At 65.4% G+C, this 12,296-nt stretch carries 9 protein-coding genes; 4 read left to right on the top strand and 5 right to left on the bottom strand.

What is annotated here, in order from left to right; genetic code table 11:
- Positions 1 to 3 precede the first annotated feature (3 nt).
- Entirely contained in the window at positions 4 to 3,408 is a 3,405-nt protein-coding gene (locus K410_RS0109805) for an acyl-[ACP]--phospholipid O-acyltransferase (protein WP_028134678.1), read from the bottom strand.
- 688 nt (positions 3,409 to 4,096) lie between these two features.
- Between K410_RS0109805 and K410_RS0109815 the strand changes: the two genes are divergently transcribed.
- Positions 4,097 to 4,717, top strand: a complete 621-nt coding sequence (locus K410_RS0109815; protein WP_028134680.1) for a TetR/AcrR family transcriptional regulator — start codon at positions 4,097 to 4,099, stop codon at positions 4,715 to 4,717.
- Between the two features lie 27 nt (positions 4,718 to 4,744).
- Here the strand turns inward: K410_RS0109815 and K410_RS0109820 are convergent, their stop codons facing one another.
- The 3 genes from K410_RS0109820 to K410_RS0109830 form a co-directional block, all read right to left on the bottom strand.
- Positions 4,745 to 6,052, bottom strand: a complete 1,308-nt coding sequence (locus K410_RS0109820) for a GGDEF domain-containing protein (protein ID WP_028134681.1) — start codon at positions 6,050 to 6,052, stop codon at positions 4,745 to 4,747.
- 229 nt (positions 6,053 to 6,281) lie between these two features.
- Entirely contained in the window at positions 6,282 to 7,586 is a 1,305-nt protein-coding gene (gene pncB / locus K410_RS0109825) for a nicotinate phosphoribosyltransferase (RefSeq protein ID WP_028134682.1), read from the bottom strand.
- An 89-nt stretch (positions 7,587 to 7,675) separates the two neighbouring features.
- On the bottom strand, positions 7,676 to 8,596 hold the full coding sequence (locus K410_RS0109830; protein WP_028134683.1) for a LysR family transcriptional regulator: 921 nt from the start codon (positions 8,594 to 8,596) through the stop codon (positions 7,676 to 7,678).
- A 99-nt stretch (positions 8,597 to 8,695) separates the two neighbouring features.
- On the opposite strand from K410_RS0109830, the gene pcaH reads away from it, so the two are divergent.
- Complete coding sequence (gene pcaH, locus K410_RS0109835; protein WP_028134684.1) at positions 8,696 to 9,484, top strand: protocatechuate 3,4-dioxygenase subunit beta; 789 nt, start codon at positions 8,696 to 8,698, stop codon at positions 9,482 to 9,484.
- Between the two features lie 16 nt (positions 9,485 to 9,500).
- Positions 9,501 to 10,127 (top strand): protocatechuate 3,4-dioxygenase subunit alpha, encoded by a 627-nt coding sequence (pcaG, locus tag K410_RS0109840; RefSeq protein ID WP_028134685.1) that lies wholly within the window; start codon positions 9,501 to 9,503, stop codon positions 10,125 to 10,127.
- 4 nt (positions 10,128 to 10,131) lie between these two features.
- Here the strand turns inward: pcaG and K410_RS0109845 are convergent, their stop codons facing one another.
- The gene (locus tag K410_RS0109845; RefSeq protein WP_028134686.1) at positions 10,132 to 11,031 is read right to left on the bottom strand and encodes a helix-turn-helix domain-containing protein; all 900 of its coding nucleotides are present in this window, start codon (positions 11,029 to 11,031) and stop codon (positions 10,132 to 10,134) included.
- A gap of 50 nt (positions 11,032 to 11,081) precedes the next feature.
- Here K410_RS0109845 and pobA point away from each other — a divergent pair, with 50 nt between their 5' ends.
- Positions 11,082 to 12,254: a 4-hydroxybenzoate 3-monooxygenase gene (pobA, locus tag K410_RS0109850; RefSeq protein ID WP_028134687.1), complete on the top strand. Its 1,173-nt coding sequence runs from the start codon at positions 11,082 to 11,084 to the stop codon at positions 12,252 to 12,254.
- Positions 12,255 to 12,296 lie beyond the last annotated feature (42 nt).

Below are 12,296 nucleotides of genomic sequence, written 5' to 3' on the forward strand. Positions count from 1 at the left end.
CTCCTACGCCACCTCGCGCTCCGGCGCCGACGCCTGCTCGCGCGCCATCGTCGTCGCGGTGACGTAGTCGGTCTTGCCGGTGCCGAGCAGCGGCACCTTGTCGACCACCATGATCGCCGCGGGCACGGTCAGCTCGGACGCGCCGATCGCCTTGGCCTGGGTCTGCATCGCGCTGCGCTCGGCATTCTTCTCCGTCGTCAGCAGCACGATGCGCTCGCCCTTGCGCGGATCGGGGATCGACACCGCGACCGACGCGGCCTGCGGCCACAGCGTCGCCGCGATGGCTTCGACCGCGGACAGCGAGACCATCTCGCCCGCGATCTTGGCAAAGCGCTTGGCGCGGCCCTTGATGGTGATGAAGCCGGCGGCGTCGATCGAAACGATGTCGCCGGTGTCGTGCCAGCCCTCGGGCAGCGTTTCGAGCACGCCGGGATTTTCGGCCCGCAAATAGCCGAGCATCACGTTGGGACCACGCACCGAGAGGCGGCCGCCTTCCTCGATGCCGGGGACCGGATCGAGCCGGCTTTCCATCAGCGGCGAGAGACGGCCGACGGTGCCGGGACGGTTGGCCATCGGCGTGTTCATCGCCAGCACCGGCGCCGTCTCGGTGACGCCGTAGCCTTCGAGGATGCGGATGCCGTAGCGCTCCATGAACACCTGACGCGTGCGGTCCTTGACCGCTTCGGCGCCGGCGATCACGAGGCGCAGGGTGCGGAAGTCGTAAGCGTGCGCCGAGCGGGCGTAGCCGGTGAGGAACGTGTCGGTGCCGAACAGGATGGTGGCGCCTGTCTGGTAGATCAGCTCGGGCACGATGCGATAATGCAGCGGGGAGGGATACATGTAGATCGGAATGCCCGCCAGCATCGGCATCATCATTCCGCCCGTGAGCCCGAACGAGTGGAACACCGGCAGCACGTTGAACACCTTGTCGTTGGCGTTGGCATCGACCCGCGCCAGCGCCTGCGCCGCGTTGGCGAGGATGTTGCGGTGGGACAGCACGACGCCCTTGGGCGTGCCTTCCGAGCCCGAGGTGAACAGCACCACGGCGGGATCGTTGGCCTGGCGGACAACGCGCGGTTTGGTGCCGGCGAGCAGGCCCTTGATCTTGTCGGCCACGCCGATCGAAGCGCGGACGTCCTCGAGATAAACGACGCGCGCCTCCGCGGAGATCGCGGTCATCAGCTTGTCGAGCTTGCCCTTCTCGATGAAGGCCTTCGACGTCAGCACGGTCCTGACCTGCGCGGCCTTCATGGCGGCGAGCACGTTGACCGGGCCGGCCGAGAAGTTGAGCATCGCCGGCACCCGGCCGCTGTTCTGCAGCGCCATGAAGACGACGGCGACGCCGGCTGAATTCGGCAGCAGCACGCCGACATTCTCGCCGACGCTGGTGCCGTTCTCCAGCTTGCGGCTCAGGACCTGCGCGCCGAGGATCAGCTTGCGATAGGTCAGCTTGGTGCCGAGCGCATCCTCGATGATGACCTTGCCGGTGTCGCGATCGCGATAGGCGTGTCCGAGCGCCTCGAACAGCGAGTGATCGAGCATGGCGTTCTTGACCAGGGCGTCGATCATCACGTCCTGGAGCGCGGCGCCGGCGGCATTGCGGCGCGCCTTGCCCTTGAGCGTTTCATCGACCGGGAGCTTGACCGGCGGCAGGATGGTGACCGTCACGCGCGGAAACCACGACCGCTTGATCTGGCTGCTGGTGAGATAGCTGAGATATGAACGCTGCGCGCCTTCGATGCGAACCGGCACGACCACGGCGTCGGCCTTGTCCGCGATCATCGCGGTGCCGTCATACACCTTCATCAGCGATCCCGAGACGGTGATGCGTCCTTCCGGGAAGATCACGACAGGCTCGCCCGCTGCGACCAGTTTGATCAGGTCGCGGGCCGCCAGCGGCTTGGTCGGGTCCATGGTGTAGTGCTTGACGACGCGCAGGAACGGCTTGGCCCACCACGCCTTGGCGATGCCGGTGTCGACCGCGAAGCTGGCGTCGATCGGCAGCACGGCGTGCAGCAGCGGGCCGTCGACCAGGCTGACGTGGTTGGGCGCGATCAGCATGCGCGTGCCCGGAGGCGGCAGGTTTTCCAGCCCGCGCACCTCCGTGCGGAACAGCGCGCGAAACAAGAGGCCGCCGGCATCGCGCACGCCTTCCTTGCCCCACTTGGTCATCACGAACCAGACCGCGCCGAAGCTGGCGAGGCCGAGGCCGAAGAAGATCCAGCCGATATGGAGGCCGGCCGCCTGCAGCAGCGCGACGAACAGCGAGCCGACCACCATGAAGGCAGCCTGCAGCACGTTGCCGGCGGCGATGATGCGGGCGCGCTCGGACGCTGCCGACCAGGCCTGGACCGCGGCAAAGGACGGAACGACGAACAGGCCGCCGCCGAACGCGAAGGCGATGAAGTCGGCCAGCATGCGCAGGCCGGCGAACGAGGTCGCGAAGCCAAACGCGGTGATCTCGTGCCCCTTGGCGGTCACGCCGATGGCCCAGGCCAGATCGAGGCCGGCAAAGCCCATGATGATGGCGCCGATCGGCACCAGCGCCAGGTTCGGGCGGACGTGGCTGAGGCTTGCGGCAAACAGCGAGCCGATCGCGATGCCGATCGCGAAGATGGCAAGGCACAAAGTCACCACGCCTTCGGTGCCGCCGACGACATCCTTGACCAGCGCCGGCAGCAGCGACAGCACGATGGCGCCGACCAGCCAGAACCAGGACACGATCACGGTGCCGTCCCACAAGCGATGGTCGGCGTGCAGGGTCCTGAGCAGGCTGAGCGTCGAGGTCCAGGGATTGGCATCGACGGGCAGGTCGGGCGCAGAGGGCGTCGTCTGCGGAATGCGGGCGGCGAACGCCCATGACAGCAGGGCCAGCGCGACCACGGCGGATGCGACCCAGCCCATATGCGCGGAGCCGGCCACGAACTGGCCGCCGGCGACGGTGCCGAGCAGGATCGCCATGAAGGTCGCGCCTTCGACCAGCGCGTTGCCGGTCGCGAGCTCGCCGAGCTCGAGCTGGTCCGGCAGCATGGCGTATTTCACGGGACCGAACAGCGCGGCGATGGTGCCGAACAGCGCCAGCGCTGTGAACAGCAGCGGCACCGAATGCAGGAAGAAGCCGGCGGCGGCAAAGCAGGCTGCGAAGATCTCGACGAACTTGAGCCGCCTTGCGACGACGGATTTGACGTATTTGTCGGCGAGCTGGCCGCCGAGCCCGGACAGGATGAAATAGGGGAAGATGAAGACGGCGCCGGCCACCGTCACCAGCGCATCGCCGTAGCCGGTTGCGGCGCTGTAAAGCAGAATGATGACGAGTGCGTTCTTGAGCACGTTGTCATTGAGCGCCGAGAAGAATTGCGCCCAGAACAGCGGCGCAAAGCGGCGTGACGACATCAATTCCCTGATCATGACTAGTCCTGTCTTGGAAATGCAGCCTGAGGTTGTTGCCGGTGAGGCGTCACGACCGGAAGCGTATGGGCCGATGAGTGCAGGGGACGACGAGTGCAGGGGACGAAGTTGCCTGCCTGCTCTGTCCCGTCCGTCCTTCCGATCCTGTTGGTCTCCAAATGCTCTCGTTAGGTTCGCAACTATCTGGTCGCGGCCGCGTCGCCTCCGGCGGACGAGCCGCGCTGACCCGGATAGGGTCCAGGCGATGAGAAAACCTGAACCGCATCACGGAGGTAAGCGAGATCGACCGCGAATGTCCGGTCATGGTGAGTCCTTCGTTGCAACCAGTCCGGGATTCGGGCCGCACTTGAGGGGCACGACTGCATTCGCCTCAGGTGAGATGGGAGAGGTGGCGAAAGGGCGAGAAGCGGCCGAGAACGCTAAACCTGCGTCCTTCGGAACGTGCACGGTCGCGGCTGGCGCGCCACATCCGGAAGGCGGCCCGACGTTCGGCGAGCACGCCGGCGACGTCGCAGGCGTTGGCGATGCGATTGATCGGCGCCATGGCGAACCGCAACAGGGCCCGGCCAAAGCCGGTCACGAGAGCGGCGGCGTCATCGACGAAAGTCGTGGCGATATCAACAGCGAGGGTTTGCATTTTACAGGTCTCCTGGTTAAATTGAACAATGTTCACATGAGTAGCTTGAAAATGAACAATGTTCAAGAAGAATCGCTGCGAGACCGGAAAAAAAATCGGCGGCGGCTCCAGATCCTGGAGATCGCGCGCGGCATCATCGCCGCTAAAGGATTGAGATCATTAAAGGTTCGGGACGTCGCGGAGGCCGCCGGCTGTTCCGTCGGCAGCGTCTATAACGAGTTCGGCGACTTCGACGGCGTGATCCTGACCGTCAATCGGGAGACCGTACAGGCCCTCACGGCCCGGCTTCGCGGGGTTCCCGCCGATGACCCCGTGCGCCAGCTCTACGGACTTGCCGCAACCTATCTCGACTTCTTTGCCGAGCACGCCAATCTGCTGCGCTCGCTGTTCGAGCACCGGATGGAGGATGACCGCCCCTATCCCGATGACATCCTGCAGATGGTGATGGACGCCTTCGCGCTGATGCATCAACCCCTGGTGCGGCTGCTGCCGGATGCGGATGACGTGAAGATCGCGCTGCTGTCGCGCACGCTGTTCTCCGCCGTGCATGGCATCATCTCGCTCGGTCTCGAGGAGCGCATGGTGGCCGTGCCGCCCCAGATGCTGCGCCAGCAGGTCGAGCAGTTCATCGACGTGCATCTCGCCGGCCTTGGCATTCTGCCTTTGCGGTGAACGATGCAGGTCAACGAGGCTTGGGCCTCAGGCCCGTGCAGCCTCGCGCGGCCGGGCTGCAACGAGCACGACGTCGGGTCTGCCGCCGTCGACCTGGACCCGGTTGCGTCCCTTTTCCTTGGCGCGATAGCAGGCGGCATCCGCGCGCCGCATCGCGTCCTCGAGCGTGGTGGTGCTGTCGGCGATGCAGGCGACGCCGATGCTGGCGGTCACCGCAAAGCAGCGGCCGTCCCAGGCGAAGGTGAACATCTCGATCGATCGCCGCAGCCGTTCGGCGGTATCGACCGCGTCGTAAGGCGAGCACTGCGGCAGGATCAGGCCGAACTCGTCGCCGCCCAGGCGCGCCACCAAATCGTGCGGATGCCGGTCGTGTTGCAGCAGACGCGCGACCTGGCAGAGCAGGCGATCGCCGGCAAGATGTCCGCAGCTGTCGTTGACATTCTTGAACTGGTCGAGGTCGAGCAGGATCAGGCTGAGCGAACCCGCGGCGGCAGCGTCCAGCTCGCCCTGCAGTCGCGCCTCGAAGGCGCGGCGGTTGGACAGGCCGGTCAGCCAGTCGTGCGAAGCCTGGAAGGCCAGACGTTCCTTCTCGGCATGCAATGCGTTCTCGAACGCCTGTCGTTGCAGCACCAATCGTCTGGTGTGCCAGATCAGGAGCAGGGCGAGCCCGGCGGCGGTGACGATGTTGATGCCGGTCAGCGTCAGCTTGATGGCGCGGGAGCCTTCACCGAGGACGGCCGAGAACCGCTTGGCATGCACCGTGAACTGGGTGTTGAGCTCGGAAAGCCGCGACGACAGGGCTTGCACACGGCTTGCGTCCTGAAGAGGACCGTTCTGCCACTCGGACCGAATGACCTCGCCGAAGACGCTCAGCTCCAGCAGCATGGGATCGGTGGCTCTCCACTCCTGGATCGCTTCCTGCAGGAAGTTGACGCGGTTGAAATAGCGAAATAGCCAGATCAATCCCGGGACGTCATCGGGATGGTTGCCGCCTTGCAGGAAGCCGATGCGGGCCGCCTCGACGTCGACCGGATCGCGCTCGAGTGCCCAGCGCGCGAACTCGTCGCCGATGGGGACGGCGAGCGAGGCCTGGTACTGCGCGAATTGGCTGGGCTCGCCGGAATGCAGATAGAGATTGAGGAAATAGACGGCGTTCTTCTGCGAACGCGACCAGAATGCTTCGCCCGCGACATAGGCGCGAACCGACGACATCACCTCCAGGCTGAATCCCGCGATCGCCGCCTGGAGCACGACGACCATCACGAAAGGCGAGACAAGCTTGATGACGTGAAGGAAGCTGCGCCTCTTCATCGACGTCACTGTTCTGCGAAACACACTGGCGTTCCCCGAATCGCGCGCTGCCCCTGACAGAGCGCCGCGCCTGCAATGCGAAGTAGAAGCGATGGTTGCTTAACTCGGCCTGAAAGGGGCGGAGGACTGCGTCGCAGGGTGAAGGCGCCGTGAAATGATCGCCTTCAGATTGCGTCAAATGCCGTCAAATCGCCCGACCGACTTGTCGCATTCGTCGTGTGCGCCTTGCTTGGCAAGGACGGACGTGCCGGGGCTAGACCAGCACCGGCTTGCGCACGCGGCCGGCGTCGCCGAACACGCGCAGGTACCGCTCGATCTCCGAGGGGATGCCGGTCGCCTTCTCCGGATTGTCGGAGAGCTTGACGGCGGGATGGCCGTCGACCGACGACACCTTGCAGACCAGCGAGATCGGATCGAGATTGAACGAGCCGTCCGGCGTGCAGCCGACAAAATCATTGGTGAGGTTGGTGCCCCAGCCGAAGGAGAGCCGCACCCGGCCGGCAAAATGGTGATAGGTCTCCTCGATCGAGCCGACATCCATCGCGTCGGAGAAGACGAGCAGCTTGTCCTTGGGGTTGCGGCCCTTCTTCTCCCACCAGGCGATGATCTCCTCGCCGGCCTGGATCGGCGGCGCGCTGTCGGGCCGGAAGCCGGTCCAGTCGGCGACCCATTCCGGTGCATCGCGCAGGAAGGCCCTGGTGCCGAACGCATCGGGCAGTGCGATCAGGAGGTTGCCGCCGTAGGTCTGGCGCCACTGGTCGAGGATGCGATAGGGCGCCCAGCGCAATTCCTCGTCGTCCTTGGCGAGCGCGGCCGCGACCATCGGCAGCTCATGCGCATTGGTGCCGATCGCCTCGAGGTCGTTGTCCATCGCCAGCAGCACGTTGGACGTCCCGATGAAGGACGAGCCGAGGCCCTCCTTCACCGCCTCGACGCACCAGCGCTGCCAGAGGAAGCCGTGACGGCGCCTTGTGCCGAAGTCGGACAGGCGCAGGTTTTCCAGCTTGCGAAGACGCTCCACCTTGGTCCAGAGCTTGGCTTTGGCGCGGGCATAGAGCACGTCGAGCTCGAAGCGGCCGCGGCCCTTGATCGCCGCACGGGAGCGCAACTCGTTGAGGATCGCGAGCGCCGGGATCTCCCACATCGTGGTGTGGGTCCACGGCCCGTGGAAATGCAGCTCGTACTGGCCTTCGACCTTGCGCAGCTCGTATTCGGGCAGGCGGAATTCGGCCAGCCAGCGGATGAAGTCCGCCGAGAACATGTGGGTCTTGCCGTAGAAAGTGTTGCCGGCGAGCCAGATCAGCTCCTTCTTGGTGAAGCGGATGGTGCGGGCATGGTCGAGCTGGGCGCGCAGCTCGCTCTCGTCGATGATCTCGGCGAGCCGCACGTGGCGCGAGCGGTTGATGACCGAGAAGGTCACCTGCTGACTCGGGTAGGTTTCCCGAATCATCTGCAACATCAATAGCTTGTAGAAGTCGGTATCAAGCAGGCTGCGGATGATGGGATCCAGCCGCCAGCTGTGATTGTAGGTCCGGCTCGCAATGTCGGTCACTGTCATAGAGTAATTCTAGCGTGGTGGCCCGCGCGCAACCAGTGGAATTGGCCAGAGCTGGTCTTCCGAAAGACGGTATCGTTATCACGCCTTGATCACGCCTTGGCGGCCGTCGCTGCCACGGTCTCGAGCTGGTTCCTGACCCAGCGATGGGCCGGGTCCTTCTGATAGCGCTGGTGCCAGACCATGAACATCGGCAGCTCGGCCAGCGTCCGCGTGCGGGACGCCAGCGGAATCCGCGCTTGCGCGAAATCGCGCATGATCCCGGACGCCAGCAGGCTCGGCATGCTCGCCAGCATCTGCGAGCCGCGCAGGAACGACGGCACGCCGGAGAAGCTCGGCACCGAGATCGCGATGTCGCGGTGAAGACCATTGGCCGCCAGCCGGCGGTCGAAGTCGAGCCGCTCATTGTCGGTATAGACGACCGTGATGTGCCGCGCCGCGAGATAGGCAGCACGGCCGGCCGGCGCGGTGCGCGTTCTGGGATCGAAGTAGCAGACGTAATGATCGCTCAAGAGGCGCTTCTGCACGATGTCGATACCGGACGGCGGCAGCGGCGTGATCAGGACGTCGCAGCGGTTTTCGCGCAGCATCGCGGGCGAGGGCGACTGCGAAGGGATCACGCGCAGGCTCAGGTCCTTCACCTGTGCAGCGACATGAGCGAAGAACCGCGGCAGCAGCAGATCGCGCTGGAAGTCATTGGCGGCGATCGTCAGCGACAGCTGCGCGCGGGCCGGCTCGAACGTGACGCCACCGGCAAAGCTCCGCATCTCGTCGATCAGCGCCCGCGCCTTGGCGGCGAGGGCCTGCGCATGCGCGGTGGCGACGATGCCGCGGCCGGATTTCGCGAACAGCGGATCGCCTGCGATTCGTCGCAGCTTGTTCAGCCCGTGGCTGACCGCAGATTGCGTCAGGCCGAGCCGGGTTGCCGCCGCGGTGACCGATCCCTCCTCCAGCACGGCGAGGAACAGCTCGAGCGCGTGGCCGTCGAGCGCCAAATGATCGATTTCTTTCATGCAATATATTATAATCGATCTATTTATCCGGGGAATAGAGCGGACCATGATCTCTCGATAAGCCGCGCGTCCGGACCGGACGCCCCAGGGAGAGACACGATGAATGCCCAGGCGCCAGCCTTGCGGGATGCCCGCCTCAACCGTCCCGAGCCCTTGACGCCGCCGCTCGGCGACGGCGGCTTCTTCCAGCGCGACCGTTCCATTCATCCGCCGGCGCATGCGCCGGGCTACAAATCCTCGGTGCTGCGCTCGCCCCGGCAGGCGCTGCTGTCGCTGGAGGGCTCGATCTCGGAGATCACGGGTCCGGTGTTCGGCCACAACGATCTCGGTCCGCTCGACAACGACCTGATCCGCAACTACGCCAAGGACGGCGATCCGATCGGCGAGCGCATCGTCGTCCACGGCCGCGTGGTCGACGAGACCGGCCGCGGCGTGCCGAACACGCTGGTCGAGTTCTGGCAGGCCAATGCCGGCGGCCGCTACCGGCACAAGAAGGACACGTATCTGGCGCCGATCGACCCGAATTTCGGCGGCTGCGGCCGCGCGCTGACGGACGACAGCGGCTACTACTATTTCCGCACCGTGAAGCCGGGGCCCTATCCCTGGCGCAACTACGTCAACTCCTGGCGTCCCGCCCACATCCATTTCTCCGTGTTCGGCTCCGGCTTCGCGCAGCGGCTGATCACGCAGATGTATTTCGAGGGCGATCCCCTGATCCCGATCTGCCCGATCCTGACGACGATACCGGACAAGGATGCGCTCGACCGCCTGGTCGCACCGCTCGACCTCAACGCCTCGACGCCGTTCGACTCGCTCGCCTACCGCTTCGACATCGTGCTGCGCGGCCAGCGCTCCACCTATTTTGAAAACCGCACCGCGGGGAACTGAGCCAGGAAATCCAATCATGCCGCAGCCGCTCAACTATCTCAAGGAAACCGCCTCGCAGACGGCCGGGCCCTACGTCCATATCGGCCTGATCCCGGCGATGGCCGGCTTCGACATCTTCGAGAAGAACTTCTCGAACGTTCTGACGACGCCGAACACGCAGGGCGAGCGCATCACGCTGGAAGGCAAGGTGCTCGACGGCACCGGCACGCCGCTGCGCGACGTGCTGCTGGAGATCTGGCAGGCCAATGCCAGCGGCCGCTACAACCATCCGGCTGATCGCTCGGCCGGCGCGCCGGATGAGGAGTTTCGCGGCTGGGGCCGCGCCGGCTCCGATTTCGAGAGCGGGCTCGTGACGTTCGAGACCATCAAGCCGGGCGCGATCGTCGACAAAGCGGGCCGGACATGCGCGCCGCACGTCAACGTCTGGATCGTCGCGCGCGGCATCAATATCGGGCTCAACACGCGGCTATATTTCTCGGACGAGGAAGCCCCCAACGCCGCCGACCCCGTGCTCAATTTGATCGAACAGCCGTCCCGGCGCTCGACCCTGATCGCAAAGCGCGGTGAGCGTGGCGGCAAGGTCGTATATTCCTTCACGATCAATCTGCAGGGGCCGGAGGAGACGGTGTTCTTCGACGTGTGAGGCTTCAAGTCTCTTCGCCGTGCAGCTGCGCGCGGAAGGCGCGCGGCGACACGCCCGTGGCGGCGGCATAGACGCGGCTGAAATAGGCGGGATCCTCGAAGCCGAGCGTGTAGGCGATCGTCGAGACCGGCAGATTGGTGTAGACGAGGTTGCGCCGCGCCTCGCGGATCAGGCGGTTGAGGATGAGGTGCGAGGCGGTATCGCCGGTCGCCGCCCGTGTGATCCGGTTGAGATGGGTCGGCGTCACCGCCAGCGCCTCGGCATAGTCGGCGACGCTCCAACGTTCCAGATGATGCTGCTCCAATAGCGCCTCGAAGCGGCGGAACAGGCCGGATTCGACCGCATTGTTGCCGCCGCTCTCGCTCGTGAGCGCGCGTGCCACCAGCCCGATCATGGCGGACGACAACGCGCGCAGCACATGCGCGCGGCCGAAATCGCGCGCGGCGTGCTCGGCGAAGATCTGCTTCATGATGGCGCGGATCTGCGGCGTGCCGCGCACCACGGCCGAGCGCGACAGCGCGCCGCGCAGGCCCTCGGCGGCGAGCAGCGCCTCGTCCAGGATCTCCGCGGCGATGGTCAGCACCCATCCTTGCGTGTCGGGCACGAAGCGGAAGCCGTGGACGTGGCCGACCGGCACGTTGACGACCTGCATCGGCTTGAGCGGCACGACGCGTCCGTCCAGCGTCGCCTCGCCGCCGCCGCGCTCGATCAGCAGCACCTGGTGCAGCCGGGCGTGGCGATGCACGGCCAGGGTCCAGTCATGCAGCACCGAGCGCGAGGCGATGGTCTCGCAATGCACGACGTCCGGCAAGTCGCCGGACTCGCCGAACAGGTTGTAGATCCGGATCGCGGGGGCGGGGCCTTTCATGTTCGAATAGTACAAGACAATGACGAAACCCTCCATCGGTCTGCGGCATCAAATCTGCAAAAAAGTGCCGACGGGAGGACGCAAAAATGAAAGTTCAGGTCTGTATCATCGGCGGCGGGCCGTCCGGGCTGCTGTTGTCCCAGCTCCTGCACCTCAAGGGCATCGACACCATCGTGCTGGAGAAGTACAGCCGCGACCATGTGCTCGCCCGCATCCGCGCCGGCGTGCTCGAGCATGGCTTCGCCAAGCTGATGCGCGAGGCGCAGTGCGGCGAGCGCATGGACCGCGAGGGCGAGATCCACCGCGGCTTCGAGATCGCGCATGACGGCGTGCTGTCCAAGATCGACCTGCACAAGCATTCCGGCGGCAATTCGGTGCTGGTCTATGGCCAGACCGAGCTGACGCGCGACCTCTATGAGGCCAGGGACCGCCTCGGCGGCAAGGTCGTGCACAATGCGGAAGACGTGACGCCGCACGATCTGACGTCGGACCGGCCCTACGTGACCTACCGATCGAACGGCGAGACGGTCCGCGTCGAGTGCGACTACGTCGTCGGCGCCGACGGCTTCCACGGCGTCAGCCGCAAGTCGATCCCGAAGGACGTGCTGCGCGAATATGAAAAGGTCTATCCGTTCGGCTGGCTGGGGGTGCTGTCGCGCACCAAGCCGGTGTCGCCCGAGCTGATCTATGTGAAGCACGAACGCGGCTTTGCGCTGTGCTCGCTGCGCTCGCAGGTGCTGAGCCGCTATTACATCCAGGTGCCCTTGACCGACAAGGTGGAGGATTGGTCGGACGATGCGTTCTGGGCCGAGCTGAAGCGCCGCCTGCCGGATCAGGTGGCCGGCCGCCTGATCACGGGTCCATCGATCGAGAAGAGCATCGCGCCGCTGCGCAGCTTCGTCGCCGAGCCGATGAGTTATGGCCGGCTGTTCCTCGCCGGCGATGCCGCGCACATCGTGCCGCCGACCGGCGCGCGCGGACTGAACAGCGCCGCGTCCGACATCTATTATCTCTACCACGCCCTGCTCGCGCATTATCAGCGCGGCGATGAGTCCGGCCTGAAAGGCTATTCCGCCAAGGCGCTCGCCCGGATCTGGAAGGCGCAGCGCTTCTCCTGGTGGATGACGATGATGCTGCACCGCTTTCCCGACCGGATCGACTACGAGGATCGGCTGCAGCAGACGGAATTGGACTATCTGTTGTCGTCCGAGACCGCGCAGCGCCTGCTCGCGGAGAATTATGTGGGGCTGCCGTTTTAGAGCAATGCTCACTTCACCCTCCCCTGGAGGGGGCCGGGACGA

The organism is Bradyrhizobium sp. 22, from assembly GCF_000482425.1.
GTDB lineage: Bacteria > Pseudomonadota > Alphaproteobacteria > Rhizobiales > Xanthobacteraceae > Bradyrhizobium > Bradyrhizobium japonicum_B.